The sequence below is a fragment of the Nocardiopsis camelliae genome, from assembly GCF_028993595.1.
Classification (GTDB): Bacteria; Actinomycetota; Actinomycetes; order Streptosporangiales; family Streptosporangiaceae; genus Nocardiopsis; species Nocardiopsis dassonvillei.
Genome location: NZ_CP118614.1, coordinates 3,556,377 through 3,582,995, shown reverse-complemented (window position 1 = coordinate 3,582,995; position 26,619 = coordinate 3,556,377). Strand labels below are relative to the sequence as shown.

Here is a 26,619-nt window from a genome sequence, read left to right as displayed (position 1 = left end):
GGGCCGCGGCCGCGCACCCCGCCACCCCCTGGAGGAACGGTTTGACCCGGCCCGTCCGCTGTCTCGTGCTCAACGACCGCCACCCCCTTCCCACCGACACCCTGGACCACCTGTCCGACGCGCTGGAGGCGCACTGGGTCCAGACCGCCGACGGCGAGCTGGACCCGGCCGAGGAGTTCCGGCGCCGCCCGGACACGCGGATCCTGGTCACCACCTACGCCGACCTGGGCGCGCGCAACCTGCGTTTGCTGCCCGACCTGGAGCTGGTGGTGGCCACCACCACGGCCGTGGAGTACGTGGACCTGGAGTACTGCCGCGAGCGCGGCGTGGCCGTGTGCAACACCGCCGGGTACACCGGTCCCGCGGTGGCCGAGCACGCCGTCGCGCTGATGATGGCCGTGGCCAAGAGGATCGTGCCCGTCCACGCCCGGGTCCGGTCGGGCGATCTGCTCTGCGCGGGGGAGCAGGGCATGGAACTCGCGGGCGGCACCGCGGGGATCGTCGGCATGGGCGGCATCGGCGCGGGGGTGGCGCGCATGGTGCGCGGCCTGGGCATGGAGACCGTCCACGCCAACCGCAGTCCGCGCCGTGCCGAGGGCTCGGTCCAGGTGGAGCTGGACGAGCTCCTGTCGGTGTCCGACGCGGTCTTCCTCACCCTGCCGCTGGACACCGCGACCCGCGGCCTGCTGGGCGCTGCCGAGCTCGCCCTGATGAGGCCCTCGGCGGTCCTGGTGAGCATCTCGCCCAACGAGGTCGTCGATTCCGGGGCGCTGACGGAGGCGCTGCGCGCGGGGCGCCTGCGCGGCGCGGGGCTGGACCTGGTCGGTGAGCGCAACCCCTACCCGCCGCTGGACAACCTGGTGCTCAGCTCCCGGTTCGCCGCCAACACCCGCGAGTGCCAGGAACGGCGTCGGGGGGTGTGGGCGGCCGCGGTGACGGCCTTCGTCGAAGGCCGGGAGCTGCCGCACCGGATCGTGTGAGGACGGGGACGGGCCGGGCGGCACGCGCTCGCCCGGCCCGTCCCCGTGGGGGAAGGCTCCAGGGCCTGTTCTCTGAACCGTTCTCCGGGCGCCCGAACACAAGAAGGGCCGCGCCGCGGGCGTCCGTTGAGGGTGGTGGTGGGCGACGGGTGGGATGGAGCGGAGCGGAGGCCCAAGAGAACACTGCCTAGCGGCCGGTCACCCGCACCGGGGTGTCGTCCAGGGAGTCGTCGCGCGTCTCACGGCTGATCAGCAGCGCCACCAGGGTGATCACGCCGACCAGGACGAGGTAGCCGCCGACCCAGTTCAGTCCCAGGGTGCCCGCCAGCCACGTCGCGATGTAGGGGGCGAACGAGGCGCCCAGCAGGCCCGCCAGGTTGTAGGCCACCGAGGCGCCGGTGTAGCGCACCTTGGTCGGGAACAGCTCCGGCAGCACGGAGGCCATCGGGCCGAAGGTCAGGCCCATCAGGCTCAGCCCCACGATGAGGAAGGCCAGCACGCCGACCGTGCCGCCGCCGCCCATCAGCGGGCCCATGGCGAAGCCGAAGACGATGATCGCGACGGTGACCCAGACCAGGACCGGCTTGCGGCCGAACCGGTCGGCGAGCAGGCCCGCGACGGGGGTGAACACCCCGAAGAACACCACGCCCACCAGCAGGAACACCAGGAACTGCGACCGGTCGTAGCCCAGGCCCGCCACCGGGTCGGTGCCGAAGCCCAGGGAGAACACGGTCATCAGGTAGAACAGCACGTAGGTGGCGAGCATGATCAGCGTGCCCAGCACCACGGCGGGCCAGTTGGTGCGGAACACCTCCGCCATCGGCGACTTGACCCGCTCGCCCGAGGCGACGATCTTGGCGAAGGCCGGGGTCTCGTGCAGGGTCAGGCGGACCCACAGGCCGATCACGATCAGCAGGGTCGAGAGCAGGAACGGCACGCGCCAGCCCCAGGCCAGGAAGGTCTCGTCGCTCATGAACTGGCTCAGGGCCAGGAACACGCCGTTGGCGAGGAAGAACCCGATCGGCGCGCCCAGCTGCGGGAACGAGCCGTAGAAGCCGCGCTTGCCGGGAGGGGCGTTCTCGGTGGCCAGCAGGGCCGCGCCGCCCCACTCCCCGCCCAGTCCCAGGCCCTGGCCGAAGCGGCACACCGCCAGCAGCAGCGGGGCCAGGACGCCCACCTGCGCGTAGGTGGGCAGCACGCCGATGCCGACGGTGGCGATGCCCATGGTCAGCAGGGACGCCACCAGGGTGGCCTTGCGCCCGACGCGGTCGCCGAAGTGGCCGAACACCCAGGAGCCGATGGGGCGGGCGACGAAGGCGATGGCGAAGGTCGCCAGCGACTGCAGCCGCGCCGCCAGCATGTCGCCCTCGGGGAAGAACAGCGCGGGGAAGACCAGGACCGCGGCCGTCGCGTAGATGTAGAAGTCGTAGAACTCGATGGACGTCCCCACGAGGCTGGCCGTGAGGACCCTCCTCTTGGGATTGGCCGGTGGCTCGGCCTCTTCTGGTGCGCGTGGGGCGACGTCCGTCATGGGACTTCTTTCCAGGTCAGTGGGTGCGGATGGCTGGATGCTAGCTCCGCTCGCCACTGCATGAAACATTTGTCTCACCATGTGGACATATGTGGCCTCTGTGTCCTTCTGGGGTTTTCCCCGGGTCGAGGAGCCCGGAACCCGCACGCACACGGGCCTCCGCCTCCCCGGGAACCGCGCGCCCGGGTTCGGCCGCAGGAGGCGGCGGTGGCGATCCGCACACCGCGACCGGCGGGCCGGACGCGGCTTCGGGGGCGGGCGCGGCGGTGCGGGGCCGTGCCCGGCCCGGCGCGCGGGCGGATCTCAGTCCCCGGGAAGGGGGCCCGGGCGCACCACCCGCGTGCAGTTGTCCCGGAAGCGCTTGACCAGCTCCCCGTTGGGCCGGTCGCTGCGCTCCACCCACTCCCGTGCGGCCTCCTCGGTCGCCCCGCCCGCGAGCTGGCGCCGGTGCAGCCTGCGCTCGCGCAGGTCGTCGTCGGCCTCCACGTACCACAGCTGCGCGAACAGCCCGCGCAGCCCGGACCAGGGCTCCTCGTCGCCCGCCAGGTAGTTGCCCTCGGTCACCAGCAGCCGTGTGTGCGGCTCGATGACGTGCCGCGCGGCGACGGGTTCGTGCAGTACGCGGTCGTAGTCGGGCACGTAGACGGGGTGGTCGGTCTCGGCGAGCAGGCGGCGCACCAGGGCCGCGTACCCGTGCGCGTCGAAGGTGTCCGGCGCGCCCTTGCGGTCGCGCCGCCCCAGCCGGTCGAGCTGGGCGTTGGACAGGTGGAAGCCGTCCATGGGCAGGTACCCGGCCGTGCCCGGGCCCAGTGCGGCGTCGACCCCGGCCACCAGGTGGCGGGCGAGCGTGGACTTGCCCGCGGCGGGGGCGCCGACCAGGCCGAGCACGCGGCGGCGGTGCGGGCCGGTGGCGGCGGCCAAGGCGAGGGCGTCGGCGACGAGCGGTTCGGACATGGCACGAGCCTACGCATCGCGGGGCGCCCCGTGCCGGGCCGGTGCCCGGGTCCGCCCCGCCGTGCCCGCCGGGTCCGCCCCGGCGGGCACGGGGGTCCCGGTCAGGGGACGTGGCCCACGTGGGCCAGCGCCTGGCGCAGCAGCACGTCCTGGCCGCCCGTCATCTCCTCGCGCAGATGCGCGCCGGCCGCCTCCTCCGGGGTGAACCACACCAGGTCCAGGGCGTCCTGGCGGGGCTGGCAGTCGCCGGAGACCGGGACGATGTAGGCCATGGCCACCGCGTGCTGGCGGGCGTCGTGGAACGGGGTGACCCCCGGCGTGGGGAAGTACTCGGCCACCGTGAACGGCTGCGGCGAGACGGGGACGCGCGGCAGGGCCACCGGGCCCAGGTCCTTCTCCAGGTGGCGCAGGAGGGCGTCGCGGATCCGCTCGTGGTACAGCACGCGGCCCGAGACCACCGAGCGGTGGAAGCTGCCGTCGGGCGCGGCCCGCATGAGCAGGCCGACATGGGTCACCTGGCCCACCTCGTCCACCCGTACGGGAACCGCCTGGACGTAGAGGACGGGCATGCGGCCGCGGATGCTCTCCAGCTCCTCGGGGGAGAACCAGCCGGGCTGGGTGTCGGCGGTTTCGGTCATCGGGTGCGCGGCGGAGCGCTGTGGCCGTCGGCCGGGGCCCGCCGCTCCCTCCCTTCTCGTGGGCTGTCCCTGGGGTCGGCCCCGGGCCCGGCCCGTGGGCGCGGGCACGCGGGGGTGCCACCTGTACCGCTTCTACCGCACTCGGGCGCGGAAGGCCACGCGCGGGGGCGCGCCCGGAGTGTCCGAGAGGAGAAGTGAGGGGTCCGGACCGCGGTCGCGCGCGGTGCGTCCCGCCACCCGCCGGACGGGGTGACACGGGACTGTCCCCACAGCCACATCGGCGAGATTTCGCGGGTTTTTCTCACGAAAAGCCCCCACGGTCTCTCTGTAGAGGTTACGATCTCGTACGCGGTTGCGTAGTGGGAAGGTTACGTCCGGTGAGAGGTGGCCCGCGTGGTGAGGAATGCCCGGTTCTCTGCCCAGGAGCGTTTCCCCTGTACGGGTGTGACGGTGGTGCCCGTCCACGGCGAGGTTGACCTCGCCACCGCCGACCGCCTGCGCGATCGGCTGCTCCAGGCCGCGCACGCCTCGCGCTGTGACTGCCTGGTAGTGGACATGTCCGGGCTCGACTTCTTCGACGCGAGCGGCGTCAGCGCCCTGGTCGCGGTCTACAAGAGCCTCACCCGCGAGGGGCGGCACGTGGTCCTGGCCGAGCCCGCCCCCATCGCCGCGCGGGTGCTGGAGGCGCTGGGCATGGGGCGCGTGTTCGAGATCTACCCGCTCCTGGAGATGGCGCTCACGCACACCAGCGGCCTGCGGGTGGACGGCGACCCGATCCGCAACACGGTGCCCGAACTCCCGTGACCGGGTTCCGGCCCCCGCCCCGCGAGGGGAGGGGGCCGGAACCGCGGTCCGCGCGGGTCCCCCGCTTCAGGGGCTGGTCGCCCCGCCGTCGGCGCCCCGTCCGACCCCGTCATCCTGCCCGTCGCGCACCAGGAAGGGCGCCAGCAGCTCGGGGACGGCCTCGTCCGCCCAGGCCAGGCCCTGGCCCAGCCCCACGTCCCTGGCCGCGTACATCCCCTGCCCCGCCGCCGTCGTGGCGGCCACGTCGGCCAGGCCCAGCCTGCGCTGGAACGGCGAGCGGTTGATGCGCCAGCCGATCACCGCCGACCGCTCCAGGGTCACCGTGTCGCGCACCGCCATCCCCTTGCGCACCACCAGGTAGCGCGGGTGCAGCCCGTGGCCCAGGCCCCGGTAGGAGCCCACCGCGTACCAGAACGCCGCCGCCGCGATCGCCACCGCCAGCACCGCCCACGCCCAACTCGGCGCGGCCTCCACCGTGCTCGTGGCCAGCGGTACCGGGATGATCTCGCGCTCCACCTCGTGCACCACGTCCCACCAGGCCCGGGCGATCAGCGTGTGCAGCCAGGCCAGCGCCCCGGAGAGCACCGCGCCCAGCACGGTGACCACGGCGGCCCGCGTGAAGCGGCGGCGCAGCGCGGCCTTGGGGTGCACGGCCAGCGCCACGTCCAGGGGTGAGTCCGGCGTGCCCATCAGGTCGGCGGCCAGCCTCCTGGCCCGCTCCCGCGGCATGGCCGGGGACAGGCGGCTCCTGGCGCTGGTCTTCTGGTCGTCGGCCGCGGCCAGCCCGGTGGCCACCGCGCGCACGTCCGCTCCACCCGACAGCCGCAGCACGTACGGCTCGTGCAGCGTGACCCCGTTGAGGCGGCGCCCCTCCACCGACAGCGACACGCTGGTCAGCAGGCCCCGGCGCAGCCGCACGGTCCCGTCGGCCTCCCGGGTGAGGCGGTAGTCCCACCAGGTCTCCACGGCCACGGCGGTCAGGACCACCACACCGGACACCAGCAGACCCAGCAGCATCAGGGGCACCACGATCAGGATCTGCCCCATCACGAACGAGGACATCTCTTCCACGCTCGGCAGACCGGCCTGCTCTGAGAGCCAGTCCCACCCCACGCCGCCGGTCTGGGCGTTCAGGCCCAGCAGACCGGCGATGGCGCCCAGGCCCACGCCCAGGGTCGCGGTGGTCGCGGGGGCGTAGGCGAACCAGCGGCGGTCGAGGCGGGCCAGTTCGGTCTCGCCGTCCTCGTAAGGACCGCCTTCGGGGGTCTCCTCGGTGCCCGCTCCGGCCTCCGGTGCGGGGGCGCCCCGGCGCAGCAGGTCGCGGCGCAGCCTCTCGCCCTGCCGTGCGGTCACGTAGAGCAGTTGGAGCTGGTCGTCTCCGGCCCCGACCTTCTCTCCGGTACCGACCGTGACCGAGCACAGCCCGAAGATCCGCGCGTAGAGCGGCGCCGCCACGTCGACGCTGCGCACCCGCTCACGCGGGATGGACCGGTAGGACTTGGAGACGATCCCCGAACGCGTCTCCATGCGCTCGGCGGTGACGCGGTAGCGGGTCGTGCGCAGACGCAGCACGTCGAAGTAGGCCAGCAACCCCATGAAGGCCAGCGCGGCGGGGATCGGGAGCAGGGCCCACAGGGGCTGGCCGGCCACCGCGAGGGCGACGGCGACCACGATCACGCACGGGACGAGGACCACCCCGAGGATGACTGTGCTCGCCCACACGCTGAGCGGGTGCAGCCGCTCCCAGTCGTCGGTGGGCCCTTCAGCGGGGACGGGCTCCTCGGCGGAAGCCGCCGGGCCTTCGGCGCCGGGCATGGCGGCGGGCGTGGTGTCGGCCGGTCCCGCCGGGACGTCCTCCACCCGCGGGGCGGGCGTTCGGCTTTGTCCGGGCGCCGGGGGGAACTCCTCGGGGCCGGGTCGGTGTCCGTCGCTCATGTCGCGTCCCCCGGGGTCGCCTGGGTGGTGTCGGTGAGCTGGTCGGCCACGCGCGTGGCCAGTTCGTGGTCCAGGCCGGTGATCTCGATCGGGCCCGCGGCGGAGGCGGTGGTCACGGTGACGCTGGAGAGCCCGAACGCCCGCTGGAGGGGGCCGCGCGCGGTGTCCACGGTCTGGATGCGCGACATCGGGGCCACGCGCCACTCCTGCCAGAGCCAGCCGCTGGAGGTGTAGACGGCCGTGTCGGTGACCTCCCAGCGGTGGACGCGGTAGCGCCACCGCGGCATGACCACGGTGATCAGCAGCCCGATTCCGCCGATCACCGCGGCGGCGGCCAGGAACCAGGCGCGCGGCGGCTCCCAGATGATCGCGGGCACCACGGGGACGGCGGTGAGGAGGACCGTCACGGTCAGGGACCGGGTCGTCCACCAGCGGACGGCACGCCCGTCCACCCGGTGGCGGGGCGGGCGCAGGCGGGGGGTGTCGGCGCTCATCGCGTCCACGCCTCCTTCGGTTCGGGGCCCTGGCGGGCCGGGTGTCTTTTAAAAGTGATATCACAATGCTATTCTCGCGTCATCACCCAACAGAGAACGGAAACCTCAGATGACCGCTACCGGCCAGGCCCCCGCTCCTGCCCCCCAGTACCGGGAACACCCCGCCGCCAGCATCAACGGCATGGTGATGGCGGTGGTCAGCGTCCTGCTCTTCCTCCTCGGCGTCGCCGTCGCGCTGTCGCCCGTCGTCGGACTGCCCGTGCCCCTGGTGGCCGTCGGCGTGGTCCTCGCCGTGGTCGGCTTCCTGTTCTTCATCGGGCTGGAGATGGTCGCGCCCAACGAGGCCAAGGTCGTCCAGCTCTTCGGCCGCTACGTCGGCAGCGTCCGCACCGACGGCCTGCGCTGGGTCAACCCCTTCACCGTCCGCAAGGGCGTCTCCACCCGCATCCGCAACCACGAGACCTCCGTGATGAAGGTCAACGACGCCTCCGGCAGCCCCATCGAGATCGCCGCCGTCATCGTCTGGCAGGTGGAGGACACCGCCCGCGCCTCCTTCGAGGTGGACGACTTCGTGGAGTTCGTCTCCATCCAGACCGAGGCCGCCGTGCGCCACATCGCGGGCAACTACCCCTACGACTCCTACGACACCGACACCAGCCGCTCCCTGCGCGGCAGCGCCGACCTCATCACCGAGCAGTTGTCCCGGGAGGTCGGCGAGCGGGTCGAGGCGGCGGGCGTGCGGATCGTGGAGACGCGCTTCACCCACCTGGCCTACGCCTCCGAGGTCGCCCAGGCCATGCTCCAGCGCCAGCAGGCCAGCGCGCTGATCGCCGCCCGCCAGGAGATCGTCGAGGGCGCGGTGGGCATGGTCGACCGCGCGCTCGCCCGCCTGTCGGAGGAGGGCGTGGTGGAACTGGACGAGGAGCGCAAGGCCGCCATGGTCAGCAACCTGCTCGTGGTGCTGTGCTCCGACCGCCCCGCCAGCCCCGTCGTCAACGCCGGAACCCTGTACCAGTGACCGCGTGAGGTGGCAGTGCCCGAGCGCAAGAAGGTGCTGCTGCGGCTCGACCCCGCCGTCCACGACGCGCTCGCGCGGTGGGCCGGGCAGGAGCTGCGCAGCACCAACGCCCAGATCGAGTTCCTGCTGCGCCGCGCGCTGGACGACGCGGGGCGGATGCCCAAGGAGGCGGGGGCCATCCCCCGCCGCGGCCGCCCGCGCAGACCCGGGCCGGAGCAGCCGGAGCCCGAGCAGGAGGACGACGGCCCGGGGAAGTGACGGGGCCGCCGGAGCCGTCGGTCCGGGCCCCCGAGGGGCGCCCGGACCGACGCCACGCGCGGGACCCGGGCGGAGGGCGAAGCCGACCCCGCCCGGGAGGAGGCGCGCTAGCCCAGCGCCGCCGCGGCGGCCCGACCGGCCGTGCGGCCCGAGAACAGGCAGCCGCCCAGGAAGGTGCCCTCCAGCGCCCGGTAGCCGTGCACCCCGCCGCCGCCGAACCCCGCGACCTCGCCCGCGGCGTAAACCCCCGGCAGCGGCGTGCCGTCCGCGCGCAGCACACGGGCGTCCAGGTCGGTGTGCAGGCCGCCCAGGGACTTGCGGGTGAGCACGTGCAGGCGCACCGCGATCAGCGGGCCCGCCTTGGGGTCCAGGATCTGGTGCGGTGACGCCACCCTGGCCAGGCGGTCGCCCCGGTAGTTGCGCGCCCCGTGGATCGCCGTCACCTGGAGGTCCTTGGTGAAGGTGTTGACCATCTCCCGGTCGCGGGCCACCACCTCGCGGGTGACGGTGTCGGCGTCGAGCACGCCGTCGCCCGCGATCTCCTTCATCCGCCGGATCAGCTCGGGCAGCCGGTCGGCCACGGCGAAGTCCGCGCCGTTGCGCTTGAAGGCCTCCACCGGCCCCGGCGCGCCCGGCAGCACCCGCTTGAGGACGAGCCCGAGGTCCTTCCCGGTCAGGTCGGGGTTCTGCTCCGACCCCGACAGGGCGAACTCCTTCTCGATGATCCTCTGCGAGAGCACGAACCACGTGTACTCGTGGCCGCTGCGCATGATGTGCTCCAGGGTTCCCAGGGTGTCGAACCCGGGGAAGTAGGGCGCGGGCAGCCGTTTGCCGGTCGCGTCCAGCCACAGCGAGGAGGGCCCCGGCAGGATGCGGATGCCGTGCCGGGCCCAGACGGGGTCCCAGTTCTGGATGCCCTCGGTGTAGTGCCACATGCGGTCGGGGTTGACGATCCGTCCGCCCGCCCGCTCGGTGATGGCCAGCATGCGCCCGTCCACGTGCTCGGGCACCCCCGAGAGCATGTGCCGCGGCGGGGTGCCCAGGCGCTCGGGCCAGTTGCGGCGCACCAGGTCGTGGTCGCCGCCGATCCCGCCGGAGGTGACGATCACCGCCTGGGCGGAGAACTCGAAGTCGCCCACCGCCTCGCGTCCGCTGGCCTCGCCCCGCCTGACGTCGCTGGGGGCCAGAACCGCGCCGCGCACGCCGGTGACCGTCCCGCCCGTGACCACCAGCTCGTCCACCCGGTGGCGCAAGCGCAGCGAGACCAGGCCGCGCTCGGCCGCCGCGCGCACCCGCCGCTCGAACGGCGCGACCACGCCCGGGCCGGTACCCCAGGTGATGTGGAACCGGGGCACGGAGTTGCCGTGGCCGTCGGCCAGGTAGCCGCCGCGCTCGGCCCAGCCCACGAGGGGGAAGAACCGTATCCCCTGCTGGTGGAGCCAGGAGCGCTTCTCCCCGGCGGCGAAGTCCACGTAGGCCTCGGCCCACCGGCGGGGCCAGGCGTCCTCGGGGCGGTCGAACCCCGCGGTGCCCGTCCAGTCCTGCATAGCCAGCTCGGCGGAGTCCCTGATGCCCATGCGCCGCTGCTCGGGGGAGTCCACGAGGAACAGCCCGCCGAAGGACCAGAACGCCTGCCCGCCCAGGGACTGCTCGGGCTCCTGGTCCAGCAGGAGCACGCGCCTGCCCGCGTCGGCGAGCTCGGCCGCCGCGGTCAGGCCCGCCAGCCCGGCGCCGACGACGATGACGTCGGCGCGGTCGTCTCCGCTACCACCCATGCTTTTCCCTCCGGTCGGCCGTGCCCGGGGCACGGCGTGCGCGTTGGTGACGACTGTGCCGCCGCCGCGGCGGCACGGCAAGGGCAGAGTGTGCCGTGCGCCACAGGATTTGTCAGGAGGTGACAAACCCTCCCGGACCGCGTCAGCGCGGCGCCGCCGGAGCCCGCCGCGCTCAGACCCCGAAGCGCACCAGCGACCGGCCGCCCCGGCCCCGGGACATGCGCTCGAAGGCCTCGGGCACGCCTTCGAGCGGGATCTCGTCGGTGACCATGGCCGCCAGCTTCAGCTCCCCCGACCGCACCCGCTCGGCGATGAGCGGGACGTCGCGCTCCGGGTCGCTGGAGCCGTACACGCACCCGCGCAGCGTGCGCGCCTGGTGGAACAGCTCCAGCGCGTTGAAGGACACCTCGTCGTCCACCCTGCCCACGCCCACCACCGTGACCGTGCCGCCGCGCCGGGTCACGTCCCAGGCCGAGCGCACCGCCTTCGCCGACCCCACCACCTCGAAGGCGTGGTCGGCGCCGCGCCTGCCCGTCAGCGCGCGCACGGCCCTGACCAGGGTCTCGTCGGCGAGCAGGAACTCGGTGGCGCCCAGTGAGCGGGCCAGCTCCTCCTTGGCGGGGGAGACGTCCACCGCGATCACCGGGTCGGCCCCGGCCAGGCGCGCTGCCTGGAGCACCGACAGGCCAACCCCGCCCAGGCCCAGCACCACGGCGGACTGGCCCTCGCGCACGCCCGCGGAGTTGTTGACCGCCCCCCAGCCGGTGAGCACCGCGCAGCCCAGCACGGCGGCCACCGCCGGGTCGATCCCGTCGGGCAGCGGTACGACGGCGGAGGCGGGCACCACGGTGGCCTCGGCGAACGCGCCGCACCCCAGGCCGGGGTAGACGGGCGTGCCGTCGGCGAGCTCGGCGTAGGGCTGGGCGGTGCGGTCCAGCGCGTGCTCGCACAGGTGCGGCTCGCCCTGGCGGCAGAACCAGCACTCGCGGCAGGAGGGGGCCCAGTTCAGGATCACCTGCTGGCCGGGGACCACCTCCGTGACGCCCTCGCCGACGGCGTCGACGGTTCCCGCTCCCTCGTGGCCCAGCACGGCGGGCCACTTCTGCGCCAGGGTGCCGTTGGACAGGGAGAGGTCGGAGTGGCACACCCCGGCCGCGGCCAGGCGCACCCGCACCTGGCCGGGGCCGGGGTCGGGCAGGACCAGGTCGCGGATGCGGGGAGGAGCGCCGCGCTCGGAGAAGACGGCGGCCCTGACGGTCGTACTCATGGGAGGCTCCAATCACGGACTGCCGCGACAGTAGCAATACCGACCGGTCGGTCAAAGGCCCGGGGCGTACGGACCCGTGCTCTCCCGGATGGGCCCGCTCCTTCCCGCCTTGGGGGTCCTTTGCCGTTGTCGACCGACATTTTGCCTGGTAACGGTAATGATGGGGGCAGAGGGAGGGGTTATGGTCAATCCGGTCTGGGTGGGAACCCTCATGTTCGGCAGGGTGCCCGTCGGCGTGCGCCTCTACAGCGCGCGCGAACGCAGGGGGCCCGTGCTGCACCAGTTCGAGCGGGGCACGGCCGACCGCATCCGCTACGTCCGCGTCAACGAGCGCACCGGTGAGGAGGTCGCCAGCGAGGACGTCGTGCGCGGGGCCCGCACCGGGGTTGAGGACGAGTACGTGGTCCTGGAGCCGGAGGAGCTGGAGGAGATCCTCCCGCACGGCTCGCGCACCATGGAGCTGACCGGCTTCCTGTCCCAGGGCGCCGTCGACGCGCTGTGGTACGCCTCCACCTACTACGTCGCGCCCCGGGCCGCGGTCGACGCCAAGGCCTACCAGCTGCTGTACACGGCCCTGGAGCAGACCCGCCGTACGGGCGTGGCCACCATCGTCCTGCGCGACCGCGAGTACCCCGTCCTGATCGAACCGAACCGGGGCGTACTGTCGGCCTCCACCCTGTGGTGGCCCGACGAGGTCCGCGAACCCGACGACGTGATGCCGCCCGTGGCCCACGCCGCGCTGACCAGGAGCGAACTCGAACTGGCCCGCGAGCTGGTCGGGTCCCTGTCGATCGAGTGGGACCCCGAGGACTACTCCGACAGCTACGGCCAGCGCCTGACCGAACTGGTGCGCGCCAAGGCCGGGGGCAGGACGTTCACCCACCGGCCCGAGCAGGCCGCGCCCCCCGAGGACGCGGACGGCCTCGGCGAGGCCCTGCGCCAGAGCCTGCCCGCCCAGCGCACCCGGGGCACGCGGTCGCGCGGCCCGCGCGCGTCCACCGGGAGGGAGGGGGCCGGGCGGGCCCGCGAGCCCCGGGGGACCGGCACGCGCGGTACCCGGGTCGAGCGGCGGAGCGAGGGCAGGGTCACCAAGCGCGAACTGCTCCAGCGGGCCTCGGAGCTGGACGTGCCGGGCCGGTCCAAGATGAGCCGGGACCAACTGGAGGAGGCCGTGGGGCTGAACGGCTCCGAAGCCCGCCGCTGAGGACCGCGCCGAACCGGGCCCCTCGCCGCCGCAGGGGCCCGGTGCCCTCAGCAGATCGCAGGACAGGTCCCTCGCATCACACCCGGGGCGCCTCCGGTCGGTCTCCGCTGTCGGTGGGCTTACCGGGGTTGACGGACGCCCTCCGCGGCCGGACAGTGTTGGGAGCGCTCCCAACACAGACGGAGACCCCGCTGGAGCGCCCCGTGACCCCGCCGCCGGCCGAACCCGCCGGTCGGGCGACCGCCCGCCGCCGAACGGACCGCCACCGCGGCCGAAGCGCCGCACGCGGAGCCGCACCCGCCGGGAACGGCTCCGCGAGGCGACCGGTGTGCGAGCGGGCACCGCAGTCCCCCCACCCCCCGCCGTCGGGAAGGCCCCGCACGTGACCCACACCCGCCCGAACCCCGTCAGCAGGGCGGTCGGCGCGCTCGCCGCCGCCGTCCTGCCCATGCTGGCCGCGCTCCTGTTCGCCGCGCCCCCGGCCTCGGCCGCCGCCCTGACCGAGGTCGAGGACTTCGGCCCCAACCCCAGCGGTCTGCGCATGTACCTGTACGTGCCGGACAGCGTCACCGAGAACCCCCCGGTCCTGGTCGCCCAGCACTGGTGCACCGGAACCGGACCCGTCTTCCACGCCGACACCGAGTTCGCCTCGCTGGCCGACCGGTACGGCTTCATCGTCGTCTACCCCTCCGTCACGCGCGCCAGCCAGTGCTTCGACGTGTCCTCGCCCGAGGCGCTGACCCGGGGCGGCGGCAGCGACCCGGTCGGCATCCGCTCGATGGTCGCCCACGTCGTCGACGTCCACGACGCCGACGCCGAGCGCGTGTTCGTCACCGGCGTCTCCTCCGGGGCCATGATGACCAACGTGATGCTGGCCAACTACCCGGACGTGTTCGCGGCGGGAGCGGCCTTCAGCGGAGTGCCCTTCGGCTGCTTCGCCACCACCGACGGCTCCGGCTGGAACAACGCCTGCTCCACCGGCACGATCGACCGCACCCCGCAGGAGTGGGGCGACCTGGTCCGCGCCTCCTACCCCGGCTACACCGGACCGCGGCCCCGTATGCAGCTGTGGCACGGGACCGAGGACGACGTCCTGCGCTACGCCAACTTCACCGAGGAGATCGAACAGTGGACCGACGTCCACGGCCTCGGCCGGACACCTGCTTCCACCGACCAGCCCCAGCCGGGCTGGACCCGCACCCGCTACGGCGCCACCGGCGACCGGGCCCCGGTGGAGGCCGTCAGCATGCGGGGCGTGGGCCACAACCTCATGGCCAACGGCATGGCGGCCCACGCCATCACCTTCTTCGGACTCGACCAGGACACCGGCCCCGACCCGGAACCCGAGCCCGCTGACGGGGACTGCGCCGTCGCCGTCACCACCAACGCCTGGAACACCGGTCTGACCGCCTCGCTGACCATCACCAACACCGGCACCGAGCCCGTCGAAGGCTGGTCCCTGGACTTCACCCTGCCCGCGGGCCAGACCATCACCTCGGGCTGGAACGCCTCCTACGGTCCGCGCCAGGGCGCGGTCACCGCCGCCGACGCCTCCTACAACGCCGTCATCGCCCCCGGCGCCAGTGCGGGCATCGGCTACCAGGCCGTGCACACCGGCGACTCCGGCGGACCGACCGGCTTCGCCCTCAACGGCGCGGCCTGCTCCCCGGCCTGATGCGGCGCGGCGCGGCCCCTCCGGAGGGGCCGCGCCGCGTTGCACTCGCGCCGTAGAGGGGTATGTCCCCTTTCGTCCGTGCGGACCCGCGGTGCAGTGAACCCACGCGCCACCGGGGCCGCCCAGTGTCCCGCGCGGTGTACGGGAGGTCCCATGGCTCGACCGGTCGGTCCGGCGGCGGTTCCGCGGCACTACCTCATGTGCCGCCCCACCTACTTCGCGGTCGAGTACGCGATCAACCCCTGGATGGACCCGGCGGCGGGCGTCGACCGCGCACGCGCCATCCGCCAGTGGGAGGGGCTGCGCGACCTCTACCTCTCCCTGGGGCACCGCGTCAGCGAGATCGCCCCCGTCGACGGCCTGCCCGACATGGTCTTCGCCGCCAACGGGGCCCTGGTCGTGGACGGCAGGGTCTACGGGGCGCGCTTCGCCAGCGCCGAGCGCACCCCGGAGGGCCCGGCCTACCTCGACTGGTTCCGCCAGGCGGGCTACACCGAGACCCGCGAGCCCAAGCACGTCAACGAGGGCGAGGGCGACTTCCTCACCCTGGACGAGGTGGTCCTGGCCGCCACGGGGTTTCGCACCGAGGCCGCCGCGCACCAGGAGGCCGAGCGCTTCCTGGGCCGCCCCGTCGTCACCCTCCAGCTGACCGACCCGCGCTTCTACCACCTGGACACCGCGCTGTTCACCCTCTCCGGTGACCAGATCGCCTACTACCCCGGTGCCTTTTCAGCCGGAAGCCGACGGGTGCTGCGCTCGCTCTTCCCGGACGCGCTCCTGGCCACCGAGGAGGACGCCGCCGTGCTCGGCCTCAACGCCGTGTGCGACGGCCGCAACGTCGTCATCGCCGCCGAGGCCACCGCCCTGGCCGACCGCCTGCGGGCCTTGGGCTACGCCGTCCACCCCGTGGAACTGGACGAGCTGCGCCGGGCCGGGGGCGGCGCCAAGTGCTGCACCCTGGTGCTGCGCGACGCCCCCGTGTGAGGCGGGCCCGGCTCCGGGGCGCCGCTGAACCGGTGTGGGAAATACCACCGCGAAGCGGACCCGCCGGGTCGACGCCACAGGTCAGGTGCGCGCGCCCGCCGCGGACCGCGCCCGGGCGCGCGCACGGGGGACCACCGCCCCTGGCCGGACGCCCCCGCCGCAATAAAGTCTGAGTACGTGAAGAGCACACAGCGCAGACTCCCGCGTCAGCTCAGGGAAGAGCAGATGATCGACGCCGCCGTCACCGCGTTCTCGCGCGGCGGCTACCACACCGTGAGCGTCGAGGAGATCGCGGAGGCGGCCGGGACCTCCAAGCCCACCGTGTACCAGTACCTGGGCTCCAAGGAACGGATCTTCACCGCCTGCGTGCGCCGTGAGACCGACCGGCTCATCGGGGCCGTGCGCGCCGCGGCGCACGATCCGCACGCCCCGGCGGGGGAGGACCCCCTGCACCGGGGCATGCGCGCCTTCTTCGTCTTCGTCACCGGCAACCGCGCGAGCTGGACCGTGCTGTACCGGCACGCTGACCTGCGGGGCGAGCCCTTCGCCGGGGAGGCCGTGCGGCTCAGGGACCGTGTGACGGCCGAGGTGGCCGACCTCGTCACCGAGTGCACGCGCCGGGGCTACGGCGACCTCGCCCCCAAGGACGCCCAGCTGCTGGCGCGCATAGCGGTCAGCACCGCCGACGCCTTCGCCGACTGGTTCCTGGAGCACCCCGAGGAGAGCCCCGAGACCATGGCCCGGCACGTCACCGACCTGACCTGGGCCCACCTGCGCGCCCGCCGCGAGGGCGCCGAGGTCTGACCCCGGCGCCCCGGGCGGCGCGGCGGTGCCGTGGGCGGAGCGGGTCGGCGCCGCCGGACGGGCGCCCGCCTCCGTCGCGGCGCGCGGGATCAGCGCCCGTGGTTCAGCGCCAGGACGCTGACCAGGTCGTAGGCCACGTGCGAGGCGGCGGTCGCGGTGATCTGCGCGTGGTCGTAGGCCGGGGCGACCTCCACCACGTCGGCGCCCACCAGGTTGCACGAGGCCAGCCCGCGCAGGATCTCCAGCAGTTCGCGGCTGGTCAGGCCGCCCGCCTCCGGGGTGCCGGTGCCGGGCGCGTGCGCCGGGTCGAGCACGTCGATGTCCACCGACACGTACAGCGGGCGGCGGCCGATGCGCTGGCGCAGCGCGTCGGCGACCTCGTCCACGCCCCTGCGCATGACGTCGGCGGAGGTGACGATGCCGAAGCCGAAGCGGCGGTCCTCCTCCAGGTCCTTCTTGCCGTAGAGCGGGCCGCGGGTGCCCACGTGGCACAGGGCCTCGGTGTCCAGGATCCCCTCCTCCACGGCGCGGCGGAACGGGGTGCCGTGGGTGTAGGGCTCGCCGAAGTAGGTGTCCCAGGTGTCCAGGTGGGCGTCGAAGTGCAGCAGGGCGATCGGTCCGTGCCGGCGGTACAGCGAGCGCAGCAGCGGCAGCGCGATGGTGTGGTCGCCGCCCAGGGTGACCAGGCGGGTGCCCGCCCGCACGAACTCGGAGGCGCCCTGGTCCAGGGTCTCCACCGCGTCGCCGATCGAGAAGGGGTTGACCGCGATGTCGCCGCCGTCGACCACCTGCGCGGAGGCGAACGGGGACACGTCCAGGCCCGGGTTGTAGGGGCGCAGCAGGCGGCTGGCCTCGCGGATGGCCGAGGGGCCGAAGCGCGCGCCGGGGCGGTAGGACACGCCGGTGTCGAAGGGGACGCCGACCACGGCGATGTCGGCGTGCCCGACCTGGTCGATGCGGGGCAGCCGGGCGAAGGTGGCCGGTCCGGCGAAGCGCGGTACGAGGCTGGAGTCGGTGGGACCGAGCGGTGCGTTCACGGGTGTCCTTCTCGTCGTCGGTGCGGTGTTCGGTACGGTCCGCGGGCGGGGAGGCGCGGGGGGACGAAAGCGGCCGTGTCGGGGCGGATCACACGAACCCCGGTCAGGTTAAGCAGCCGACGCGGCCTCCTCCAGTGGACGAACCATCCACAAAGGTGCGTTGTACTGGACGAGGTATCCAGAACACGCGGTCAGCGCGCCCGCACGGGGGGCACCTGTTCCTCTCCGCTCCGCCGGGCGGGGACGCGGGCCGGTTCGCGAAGGGGGTCCGCGGGGTGGCGGGACAGAGCCGGGCACAGGGACACACGGTCCCGTTGAGCACCGTCGTGGGCCGCCTCGACCTGGGACTGACCTCTCTCGTGGCCGCCGGGGACCCGGGGATCGGCTGGGCGGTGGCCAGCGAGCTGGCCGACCCGGCCGCCTACCTGCGCGGTGGCGAACTGCTGCTCACCGCGGGCGTCAACCTGCCCGCCGCCCCCGCCGGTCTGCGCGGCTACGTGGACTCCCTGGTCGGCGCGGGCGTCAGCGCCCTCGGCTTCGGCGTCACCCCGGTGCACGACACCGTCCCCGCCGGGCTGGTCGAGCAGTGCCGCGCGCGGGGGCTGCCCCTGGTGGAGGTGCCCCGCCCCACGCCCTTCGCCGCCGTCAGCCAGGCCGTGGGCGCCGAGCTCCAGGAGCTGCACCTGCGCGATCTGCGCCGCCTGGGCGAGGCGCACCAGGCCCTGGCCCTGGCCATCACCGCCGACGCCCCCGTGGACCGGGTCCTGCGCGTCCTGGCCGAGGCCCTGGGCGGCTGGGCGGTCCTGACCCGCCCGTCGCCCGCCGTGCCGGGCGGCGCCCGCCGCACCGCGGGCGCCCCGGCGGAGCTGGACCCCGAACTGCACGGGCTCGCGGACCGGCTCACCCGGCCGCGCGGCCCGCGCAGCGCCAAGGCCCGGGTGCGGGGGGACGAGGTCTTCCTGCACACCGTCGGCGCCCCGCCGGGGGAGCACGGCGTGGTCCTGGTCGGCCGTCCCGAACCGCTGGGCGTCACCGACCGGGCCGTCCTGCGCACCGCCACCGCCCTGCTGGAGCTGCTCGCCCGCGCCTCCCGGGGCGCCCCGCCCGCCCCGGGCCGCCTGATCACCGGCCTGCTCCTGGACGGCGGGCTCACCGACGCGGCCGTACCGCTGCTGGCCGAACTCACCGCCCCGACGGACGCCCCCGCGGGGTCGGTGCCTCCCGGCGCCTACCGGGCCCTGCGCGCCCGGCCCGCCGGGCGGGGCCGCCACACCGCCCCCGCCGCGCTGCCACTGGGAACCCGGCTGCTGGACGCGGACCCCGGTGAGGACCTGCGCGCCGTCCTCGCCGACCGGGGTGAGGCCGCGCACCGGGCCCACCTGGACCGGCTGCTCGACCACGGCTGGATCGCTGCGCTGAGCGGGCCGGTGGACCCGGCGGAGCTGGCCGCCGCGGACCGCCGGGCCGCCGCCCTGCTCGCCCGCGCCCGCGCGGTCGGCGGGCCGCTGCTGGAGGAGGCCGCCGACCCCTTCGACGCCCTCCTGGCGCCGGGGGGAGGCGAGGGCCTGGCCAGGAGCGTCTTGGGACCGCTGGCCGAGGACACCGACTCCGCGCGCCTGCTGCGCCGCACCCTGCGGGTCTGGCTCACCCGGCACGGCAACTGGGACCGGGCCGCCGCCGACCTGGGCGCCCACCGCAACAGCGTCCGCTACCGGATCGGGCGCGTCGAGCGCGACCTGGGCGTGGACCTGGCCGACGCCGAGCAGCGCATGCGGCTGTGGTTCGCGCTGACCCGCTGGCGGCACTGACCGGGCTCCGCCTCTCCCGGCCCGGAGACGACCCCGAGCGGCCCGCGCGGGGCGCGGACATGTGTCCGGGAAAGTGCCGTTGCGGCATTACCGGTCGTTTTCGGCAATTCCGCTGTTCCGTTCGAACCCGGTCCCCTTTTCGAAGACGCGTTCACGGCCTTTCGGCGGTCGACGAGCCGGGCACCGCGTCGGACAGGCGCGTGCGCCACGGGCTTTGCGGCCTCCCCGCGCCAACGGGATCCCCGTCCGCCCCGGGGCGCGCGATGGGGCATAATCCGGTGATGAAACGGAAGCGGAAGCGAGAGCGGCCTCCGAAACATGGGTGTATTTCCGTTCCCTCAACCCTGTCGAAGCCGAACCGAGAAAATCGATGAACGCCGTTGCGAACGCGAGCTCAGGGGACCGTATGTCTTTTCCGCCGCTGGACACGGCCCTGCCGGCCAGGGCCGACGCCCGTGAGCACGCCCGCCTGCTCCGGCGCGTGCACGAGGCCTCGCTCTCCGGGCGCCCGGCGCCGGCCGCCCTGCGACCGGTCATCGAGGACTCCTGGTCCCGCAGCCGACGCTTCGGGATCGACCCCGACAGCGCTCCGCCGCCCCGCACGGCACGCCTGGACGAGCTCCAACGGCACCGGGACGCCTCCCCGATCGCCGAGGTCATGCCGCTGATCCGCCGTTCCCTCGTCTCGGTCGCCGACGAGGCCGACCACATCATGCTGGTCACCGACGCCTCCGGCCAGGTCCTGTGGCGCGACGGCTCCCACCGCATCCGCTCCCTCGGCGACCGCGTCGGGCTCGTCGAGGGCGCCTTCTGGAACGAGGGCAGCACCGGCACCAACGCCATCGGCACCGCCCTGGTCGTGGGACGGCCCGTGCAGGTCTACTCCGCCGAGCACTTCGTGCGCAACCTGCACGCCCTCACCTGCGCCTGCGCCCCCATCCACGACCCCCGCGACGGCCGCCTGCTCGGCGCCGTCAACGTCACCGGCCCGGTCTCCACCGTCCACCCCTCCACCCTGGCCCTGGTCAGCGCGGTGGCCCAGCTGGCGGAGGCCCACCTGCAGAGCATCCACCACACCCACCTGGAGCGGCTGCGCTCGGTGGCCGCGCCCCTGCTGGCCGGGATGAGCGAGCGCGCGCTGGTGGTGGACGAGGCCGGGTGGACCGCCGCCGCCGTCCACATGGAGCCGGTCCGCAGGGTGCTGCTGCCCAAACAGCGCGAGAGCGGCACCGCCTGGCTGCCCGCCCTGGGGGAGTGCGCCCTGGAGCCCCTGCCCGGCGGATGGCTGCTGCGCCCGCGTCCGGCGTCGGAGAGCGCGCCCTCCACGGTCACCCTGGACCTGACCCGGCCCTCGCCCAGGATGGTGGTCGCCGGGCCCAGCGGGGAGTGGGCGCACCGGCTCACCCCGCGCCACGCGGAGCTGCTGCTGCTGTTGGCCGTGCACCGGGGCGGGCGCACCGGCGCGCAGCTGTCCCAGGACGTGTTCGGCGCGGGCGGGCACGTGGTGACGGTACGCGCCGAACTCTCGCGTGTGCGCCGCCATCTGGGCGGCATCATCCAGAGCCGCCCCTACCGGTTCAGCGGGGAGGTGCGGGTGCGGGTGGTGCGGCCCCCCTCGCCGGTGGACCTGCTGCCCGGGTCGGTGGCCCCCGGGGTGCGCGCTGTGCGGGACGCGCTCCGCGACGGCGACTGCCCCATGGCTCTGCGCGACGGCACCGCAACCTAGTGCAACTGTTGCCGTGTCGTGCGGCGTGCGATGGACTGTGCGTGCGCGGCCCAGAGTCGGTGGCCGCCGCGGGGCAAGAGAGGGCCCGGCGGCGGACCGCGGACGGAACGCGTGGCGCGTCCACGGCCTTGGGACCTTGAGGGGGGTTCCGGGGGAGAGTAACGCAGAGGCGCCACCGGGCTCGGATGGCCGACCACGGGGATTCGGGGGAACCCCCTGGGGCCATCGCGCCGACGGTACGCCGCCTGCGGGAGCTCGGCTCCCCGGGGTGTGCCGATGCGTGGGGGACGGGTTCAGGGGGACCCGCCCCCCACGCCGTGTTCCCCGAGGTGAGCCGCCGTCCCGGCGGGCGGACAGGGCTCCGCCGGGACGGTTCTACGGGTAGTCCGCGCCCCCGTGGCCCGCGCGACCTGCTCCGCGTCGCGACCCCGCCCCGCGGGCGCCGACCGACGACAGGGGAAAGAGCGGACCATGTTCTGGCCTCCCTCCCCGTGAACCCCGCCGCGGACGGGTAGTCCACCGGAAGGGACGGGACGGGACGAGGGGAGCGGGTGTGACCGGTGTGGCGAACAGCACGCGCAGGCCCGTTCCGTGCCCGTCCGCCGACGCTGGGCTAGACTCGGTGCATTTACCGGGTCGTGTTCACCCGCGACCCAGCCCACCCGACCGCCCCACCCACGACCCCGGGCAGCGTGCCCGCTCCCGTGGACGGGGTGTGAACCGCGGGGACGGCGAGGGCGTCGAACCCGGGAACGCCGAGAGTTCCCGGACGGCCCCCCGCCCTGCCCCACAGAACGACCTTCCTTCGGAGGTGGACCGTGTCCGCTGACCACCGAGAGCAGCAGCCCAGCCAACAGGGTTCGCGTATCGACCCGCACTTCGGCCGCTACGCACGCCGAGCACAGGGCATGGTCGCATCGGAGGTCCGCGCACTGTTCGCCGTCGCCTCGCGCCCCGAGGTGGTCTCCCTCGCCGGGGGTATGCCCAACGTCGCGGCGCTCCCCCTGGACCAGATCGGCGAACTGGTCAAGGACGTCGTCTCCGAGGAGGGCGCGGCGGCCCTCCAGTACGGTTCCGCCCAGGGCGACCCCGTACTGCGCGAGCAGATCTGCGACTACATGACGCTGGAGGGCATCACCGCCAGCCCCGACGACGTCATCGTCACGGTCGGCTCACAGCAGGCCCTGGACCTGATCACCCGCGTCTTCGTCGACCCGGGCGACATCGTGCTGACCGAGGCCCCCACCTACGTCACCGCGATCAACACCTTCGCCGCCTTCCAGGCCGACATCCGCCACGTCGGCATGGACGAGCAGGGCGTGATCCCCGAGGAGCTGGAGGAGGCGCTCGTCCGGGCCGAGCTGGACGGGCGGCCGGTGAAGTTCTTCTACACCGTCCCCAACTTCCAGAACCCCGCCGGGATCACCATGACGGCCGAGCGGCGCGCGCGGGTCACCCAGACCTGCGAACGCCACGACGTGCTCATCGTCGAGGACAACCCCTACGGCCTGCTGCGCTACGACGGCGACCCCGAGCCCACCCTCTACTCCCAGAGCGAGGGCAACGTCATCTACCTGGGATCGCTGTCCAAGACCCTCTCCCCGGGCCTGCGCATCGGCTGGGCGCTCGCACCCGCCGCGGTGCGCGCCAAACTCGTCCTGGCCGCCGAGTCGGCGATGCTCAGCCACTCCACCTTCAACCAGCTGGTGGTGCGCCGCTACCTCAACACCTTCCCCTGGCGCGAGCAGATCAAGTCGTTCAACACCATGTACGGCGAACGCCGCGACGCGATGCTCAACGCGCTGACCGCGATGATGCCCGCGGGCTGCACCTGGACCCGCCCCCAGGGCGGATTCTTCGTCTGGGCCACCCTGCCCGAGGGCATCGACTCCAAGGCCATGCTCCCCCGGGCCGTCACCGAACGGGTCGCCTACGTGCCCGGCACCGGCTTCTACGCCGACGGACGCGGCCGGGCCAACATGCGCCTGAGCTTCTGCTACCCCACACCCGAGCAGATCCGTGAGGGCGTGCGCCGCCTCGTCGGAGCCATCGAGGGTGAGATCGACCTGCGTGATACGTTCGGCACCACCCTGGCCCCGAGCACCGACGGCCCACAGGCCCCCGCTCCGGACCTGCCCTGACACCCCATGAGGGCACCCCATCATGACAGCAGCACAGAAGGAGGTCCGCGCCGTGGCAGACCTTGACCGGGTTCTCGTCCTGGCCGGGGGCCTGTCCCCCGAACACGAGGTGAGCGTCCACTCCGGGCGCGGCGTCGCCGAGGCGCTGCGCAGGCTCGGCGTGGAGGTCCAGGTCGCCGACGTGGACTCCACCCTGCTGGACCGCCTCGTCCAGGACCCGCCGCAGGTGGTCTTCCCCGTCCTGCACGGGGCCGCGGGCGAGGACGGCGCCATCCGGGAGGTCCTGGAACTGGTCGGGGTGCCCTACGTGGGCGCCCGGCCGGGGGGCTGCCGCCTGGCCTACTCCAAGCCCGCCGCCAAGGCGCTGCTGGCCGCCGAGGGCGTGCGGGTGCCGCGCGGCGCCGCCCTGCCCAAGTCGGCCTTCCACGACCTGGGCGCTCCGGCGCTGATGGAGCGGCTCGCCGACCGGCTGGGCCTGCCGCTGTTCGTCAAGCCCGACCGGGGCGGCTCCGCGTTCGGCGCGGCACCGGTCGGCTCGGTGCAGGAGCTGTCGGCGGCCCTGGTGTCCTGCTTCGCCTACAGCGACTCGGCCCTGGTCGAGGAGCAGGTGCAGGGCACCGAGCTGGCCGTGGGCGTCCTCGACACCGGCGACGGGCCGGTGGCGCTGCCGCCGGTGGAGATCGTGCCCGACGGCGGGGTGTACGACTACGCCGCCCGCTACACCGCCGGGCGCACCGAGTTCTTCTGCCCGGCGCGCCTGGACCCCGCCACGGTCGCCCAGGCCACCGAGGTGGCGCTGACCGCGCACCGCGTCCTGGGGCTGCGGGACCTGTCCCGCACCGACCTCATCGTGGGGGCCGACGGCCGCGTCACCTTCCTGGAGACCAACGTGGCCCCGGGCCTGACCGAGACCTCCACCTTCCCGATGGGGGCCGCCGCCGCGGGACTGGACTTCGCGGTCGCGTGCCGGGAGCTGGCCCACCAGGCGCTGCTGCGCGGCTGACCCCGCCGATGCGCGTCCGGGCCGGGCGCCGCCGTTCCCCGGCGGCCCCGGCCCGGTCCTGTTCCGGGAGCCCGAGTGCCTCTCCGGTCACCCGGCCGGGCGCCCCTTCGAGCCGTTGGAGAGCGGACACGGCACCCCCGGCGCCGTGGTGACGCCGCGGCTCCACCCCGTCGCGGGGCCGCCGGGCGGCTACGTCCCCGCCTCCAGGTGACGCCAGCGCACCGGGTCCAGGCCGAAGGCGCGGCCCCGCCCGCCCCGGTCCGTCCCCGGCTCCGCGGCGCCGGAGAGGCCGTCGAGGAGGAGCATCTCGTTGCCCCCGGGCTGGAACTCGTAGCCGACCCGCTCCAGCCGGGTGCGCACGCCCCGCCCCTCCAGCCACTCCCGCAGCCGGTCGAGCGCGCCGTACCTCTCCCCGCTGGTGTGCAGCACCACGGGGAACAGGCGCACCTGCCACCGGGCCACGCGCACCAGTTCGAGCAGGGCGCACCGGTGGAAGTCCTCGTCCAGCCGCGCCCCGTAGGAGAACAGCAGGTGCGAGCTGAGCACCAGGTCGAAGGAGCGGTCGGCGAAGGGCAGGTCGGGCAGGACGCCCGCGACGTAGCGCTCCGGCCGCGCCGCGAGGTCGGCGGCGAAGGCGCGGGCGGCCCGGGTCCGCATCCGCGTGTACCGCTCGGGGGAGCCGAACCACGTCCACGCGAAGTCCGCCGCCTCCCGCGCGACGAGGGAGTGCCGGTGCTCGGCCTCGCGCAGGGCCAGCGATCCCAGCGCCTCCCTGTCACCGGCGTACTCGGGGTCCACGGCGACGGCGTCCGCCCCGCGCGCCCCGGCCACGAACCCCGCCGCCCCGCCGGGGCAGTCCAGGACGCGCAGCGACAGGTCCCGTTCCGAGAGCGCGAACATCGCCCGGTACTCCTCGAAGGAGCGGGAGCTGACGAACACCGGCCCCTCACCCCCGCCCGACGAAGGGCATCGCGGTCGGCAGGACGGTGAGGAACTGGACGTTGGCGTCCAGGGGCATCGACGCCATCAGCGTCAGCGACTCGGTGAACCGCTCCACCGGGATCACCGGCTCCACTGCACTCGTCCCGTCGGCCTGGAGCGCCGCGGGCTGCGGCCCCCCGTCCACCGGGGCCACGTTGCCCACGTCGATCTGCCCGCAGGCGATCCCGTACCTGCGCCCGTCCAGCGCCAGTGCGCGCGTCATCCCCAGAAGCGCGTGCTTGGCCGCGGTGTAGGCGATGGTGTACGGCCGCGGCACGTGGGCCGAGGGGGCGCCGTTGTTGATGATGCGCCCACCCCGCGGCGACTGGTCCCGCATCACCCGGAAGGCCTCGCGCGAGCACAGGAAGGCACCGGTGGCGACGGTGCCCACCACCCTGTCCCAGTCGTCCAGGGGCATGTCCTCGACCGGCCTGCGCGGCACGGCCGCGCCCGCGTTGTTGAACAGCAGGTCCACCCGGCCGAAGCGCTCGCGCACGGCCGCGAAGAGCGACGCGACCCCGCCGGGGTCCCTGATGTCGGTCGGGAAGGCCGCCATCCGGTCCGCGTCCGCCCCCGCCAGGGCCAGGGTCCCGTCGAGGGCGTCCGCGCGCCGCCCGGCCACCGCGACCGACCACCCGTCCGCGAGCAGGGCCAGGGCGCCCGCCCGGCCCAGCCCGCTCCCGCCGCCGGTGACCACGGCGACCCCGCCGCCGCGCGGGCGGGGGGTCACAGCACCTCCGTGCTCATCCAGGCCCTGAGCACGCGGCGGGCCCGCGGACCGGGCGCGTCCACGTAGGGCGAGCGCCCGTGCATGACCCGGTTGTTGCGGATGAGTAGCAGCTCGCCCGCCTCCAGGCGCAGGCGGAAGGCGATCTCGGGGCGGTAGAGGACCTCGTCCAAAAAGCCCAGGGCCTCCCACTGGTCCTCGCTCAGGGGCGGCCCGCCCCGTTCGGGCGAGGTCCGCACCGTGCGGGGCTGGTAGTAGCAGCCCACGGAGCCGTCCTCCTGGACGAAGAGGATCGGGGAGACGACGACCTGCTGCCCGGCGCGGCCGGTCCGGTCGAAGGTCCACTCCCGCTCCAGCGTGGCGAGCACGCCGGGGCGCTCGCCCGCCACGGTGTCGCGCACCGTCCGTGCGCTGGCGAGCTTGGTGTCGCCCCCGCCGTCCACCGCGGGCTGTAGGCAGAGCAGGACGAGCACGTCGCAGGTGTCGCAGTGGAAGCCCAGCTCGGTGGCCCCGTCGCCGTCCTGGTCGCGGAGCACGTGGGTCAGGTCGCCCTTGGCGTTCTGCGGGATGACCTCGCCCAGCTCGCGCAGCACGAACCGTATGACCGCCTCGCTCACGGCGTAGGGCGCGTCGGGGGAGACCAGGCCGCGCACGTGCGCGAACCCCACCGAGCGCACGCTCTCGACGGCGAAGGCGCGGAGCCTGTCGCGCACCTCCTCGGCGCCCTCCCAGCTGTCGGCCGCCGCGGCCTCCGCCAGCAGCCGCGTGTCCTCCTTCTCCAGCGGCAGCGACCAGAGCGAGCGCCGCTCCTCCAGGACCTCGGTGTTCCATCCCAGGTCGGTCACGGTGTCATCGGACATGGGTCGTTCCCTTCG

At 74.2% G+C, this 26,619-nt stretch carries 23 protein-coding genes; 12 read left to right on the top strand and 11 right to left on the bottom strand.

Features of this window, described 5'->3' with window-relative positions; genetic code table 11:
* Positions 1-41: 41 nt before the first annotated feature.
* Positions 42-980 carry a 2-hydroxyacid dehydrogenase gene (locus tag PV789_RS15740; protein ID WP_274973325.1) on the top strand — a complete coding sequence of 313 codons (939 nt, stop codon included), beginning with the start codon at positions 42-44 and terminating at the stop codon, positions 978-980.
* A gap of 187 nt (positions 981-1,167) precedes the next feature.
* Here PV789_RS15740 and PV789_RS15735 read toward each other — a convergent pair whose 3' ends face one another.
* The 3 genes from PV789_RS15735 to PV789_RS15725 all read right to left on the bottom strand — a co-directional run bounded on the left by PV789_RS15735 (position 1,168) and on the right by PV789_RS15725 (position 4,103).
* Positions 1,168-2,511 (bottom strand): MFS transporter, encoded by a 1,344-nt coding sequence (locus PV789_RS15735; RefSeq protein WP_212639683.1) that lies wholly within the window; start codon positions 2,509-2,511, stop codon positions 1,168-1,170.
* A gap of 303 nt (positions 2,512-2,814) precedes the next feature.
* The gene (locus tag PV789_RS15730) at positions 2,815-3,465 is read right to left on the bottom strand and encodes a nucleoside/nucleotide kinase family protein (protein WP_274973324.1); all 651 of its coding nucleotides are present in this window, start codon (positions 3,463-3,465) and stop codon (positions 2,815-2,817) included.
* Positions 3,466-3,566: 101 nt separating this feature from the next.
* Positions 3,567-4,103, bottom strand: coding sequence for an NUDIX hydrolase family protein (locus PV789_RS15725; RefSeq protein ID WP_274973323.1), 537 nt, complete (start codon positions 4,101-4,103; stop codon positions 3,567-3,569).
* 444 nt (positions 4,104-4,547) lie between these two features.
* On the opposite strand from PV789_RS15725, the gene PV789_RS15720 reads away from it, so the two are divergent.
* Positions 4,548-4,907: an STAS domain-containing protein gene (locus PV789_RS15720; RefSeq protein ID WP_274973322.1), complete on the top strand. Its 360-nt coding sequence runs from the start codon at positions 4,548-4,550 to the stop codon at positions 4,905-4,907.
* A 66-nt stretch (positions 4,908-4,973) separates the two neighbouring features.
* Here PV789_RS15720 and PV789_RS15715 read toward each other — a convergent pair whose 3' ends face one another.
* Positions 4,974-6,842 carry a PH domain-containing protein gene (locus PV789_RS15715; RefSeq protein WP_274973321.1) on the bottom strand — a complete coding sequence of 623 codons (1,869 nt, stop codon included), beginning with the start codon at positions 6,840-6,842 and terminating at the stop codon, positions 4,974-4,976.
* A complete protein-coding gene (locus PV789_RS15710; protein ID WP_212639687.1) occupies positions 6,839-7,336 on the bottom strand; it encodes a PH domain-containing protein in 498 nt (165 codons plus the stop codon). Before PV789_RS15710 ends, PV789_RS15715 begins: the two co-directional genes overlap by 4 nt.
* A 109-nt stretch (positions 7,337-7,445) precedes the next feature.
* On the opposite strand from PV789_RS15710, the gene PV789_RS15705 reads away from it, so the two are divergent.
* Entirely contained in the window at positions 7,446-8,354 is a 909-nt protein-coding gene (locus tag PV789_RS15705) for an SPFH domain-containing protein (protein WP_274973320.1), read from the top strand.
* Between the two features lie 15 nt (positions 8,355-8,369).
* Positions 8,370-8,612, top strand: a complete 243-nt coding sequence (locus PV789_RS15700; RefSeq protein WP_274973319.1) for a type II toxin-antitoxin system antitoxin — start codon at positions 8,370-8,372, stop codon at positions 8,610-8,612.
* A gap of 107 nt (positions 8,613-8,719) precedes the next feature.
* Here the strand turns inward: PV789_RS15700 and PV789_RS15695 are convergent, their stop codons facing one another.
* Together PV789_RS15695 and PV789_RS15690 are read right to left on the bottom strand one after the other, a co-directional pair.
* A complete protein-coding gene (locus PV789_RS15695) occupies positions 8,720-10,387 on the bottom strand; it encodes an FAD-binding dehydrogenase (RefSeq protein WP_274973318.1) in 1,668 nt (555 codons plus the stop codon).
* Positions 10,388-10,559: 172 nt separating this feature from the next.
* Positions 10,560-11,654 (bottom strand): alcohol dehydrogenase catalytic domain-containing protein, encoded by a 1,095-nt coding sequence (locus PV789_RS15690; protein WP_274973317.1) that lies wholly within the window; start codon positions 11,652-11,654, stop codon positions 10,560-10,562.
* A 181-nt stretch (positions 11,655-11,835) separates the two neighbouring features.
* Here PV789_RS15690 and ku point away from each other — a divergent pair, with 181 nt between their 5' ends.
* The 4 genes from ku to PV789_RS15670 all read left to right on the top strand — a co-directional run bounded on the left by ku (position 11,836) and on the right by PV789_RS15670 (position 16,321).
* Positions 11,836-12,858: a non-homologous end joining protein Ku gene (gene ku, locus PV789_RS15685; protein WP_274973316.1), complete on the top strand. Its 1,023-nt coding sequence runs from the start codon at positions 11,836-11,838 to the stop codon at positions 12,856-12,858.
* A 382-nt stretch (positions 12,859-13,240) separates the two neighbouring features.
* Positions 13,241-14,533, top strand: coding sequence for an extracellular catalytic domain type 1 short-chain-length polyhydroxyalkanoate depolymerase (locus PV789_RS15680; RefSeq protein WP_274973315.1), 1,293 nt, complete (start codon positions 13,241-13,243; stop codon positions 14,531-14,533).
* A gap of 153 nt (positions 14,534-14,686) precedes the next feature.
* Positions 14,687-15,517, top strand: coding sequence for a dimethylargininase (ddaH, locus tag PV789_RS15675; RefSeq protein WP_013153273.1), 831 nt, complete (start codon positions 14,687-14,689; stop codon positions 15,515-15,517).
* 177 nt (positions 15,518-15,694) lie between these two features.
* Positions 15,695-16,321: a TetR/AcrR family transcriptional regulator gene (locus PV789_RS15670; protein WP_274973314.1), complete on the top strand. Its 627-nt coding sequence runs from the start codon at positions 15,695-15,697 to the stop codon at positions 16,319-16,321.
* Positions 16,322-16,410: 89 nt separating this feature from the next.
* Here PV789_RS15670 and speB read toward each other — a convergent pair whose 3' ends face one another.
* Complete coding sequence (gene speB, locus PV789_RS15665) at positions 16,411-17,358, bottom strand: agmatinase (RefSeq protein ID WP_274973313.1); 948 nt, start codon at positions 17,356-17,358, stop codon at positions 16,411-16,413.
* 314 nt (positions 17,359-17,672) lie between these two features.
* On the opposite strand from speB, the gene PV789_RS15660 reads away from it, so the two are divergent.
* From PV789_RS15660 to PV789_RS15645, 4 genes are all read left to right on the top strand, one after another.
* Positions 17,673-19,166 (top strand): PucR family transcriptional regulator, encoded by a 1,494-nt coding sequence (locus PV789_RS15660; protein ID WP_274973312.1) that lies wholly within the window; start codon positions 17,673-17,675, stop codon positions 19,164-19,166.
* Positions 19,167-19,572: 406 nt separating this feature from the next.
* A complete protein-coding gene (locus PV789_RS15655; protein ID WP_274973311.1) occupies positions 19,573-20,892 on the top strand; it encodes a GAF domain-containing protein in 1,320 nt (439 codons plus the stop codon).
* Positions 20,893-21,800: 908 nt separating this feature from the next.
* Positions 21,801-23,033 (top strand): aminotransferase-like domain-containing protein, encoded by a 1,233-nt coding sequence (locus PV789_RS15650; protein ID WP_274978153.1) that lies wholly within the window; start codon positions 21,801-21,803, stop codon positions 23,031-23,033.
* Between the two features lie 52 nt (positions 23,034-23,085).
* The gene (locus PV789_RS15645; RefSeq protein WP_274973310.1) at positions 23,086-24,036 is read left to right on the top strand and encodes a D-alanine--D-alanine ligase family protein; all 951 of its coding nucleotides are present in this window, start codon (positions 23,086-23,088) and stop codon (positions 24,034-24,036) included.
* A 189-nt stretch (positions 24,037-24,225) separates the two neighbouring features.
* Here the strand turns inward: PV789_RS15645 and PV789_RS15640 are convergent, their stop codons facing one another.
* From PV789_RS15640 to PV789_RS15630, 3 genes are read right to left on the bottom strand one after another with little or no spacing between them, the layout of a single operon-like run.
* Entirely contained in the window at positions 24,226-24,975 is a 750-nt protein-coding gene (locus tag PV789_RS15640; protein ID WP_274973309.1) for a methyltransferase domain-containing protein, read from the bottom strand.
* Positions 24,976-24,982: 7 nt separating this feature from the next.
* Positions 24,983-25,747 (bottom strand): SDR family oxidoreductase, encoded by a 765-nt coding sequence (locus PV789_RS15635; RefSeq protein WP_274973308.1) that lies wholly within the window; start codon positions 25,745-25,747, stop codon positions 24,983-24,985.
* Positions 25,744-26,604 (bottom strand): TauD/TfdA family dioxygenase, encoded by an 861-nt coding sequence (locus tag PV789_RS15630; protein WP_274973307.1) that lies wholly within the window; start codon positions 26,602-26,604, stop codon positions 25,744-25,746. The genes PV789_RS15635 and PV789_RS15630 overlap by 4 nt, the downstream gene beginning before the upstream one ends.
* Positions 26,605-26,619 lie beyond the last annotated feature (15 nt).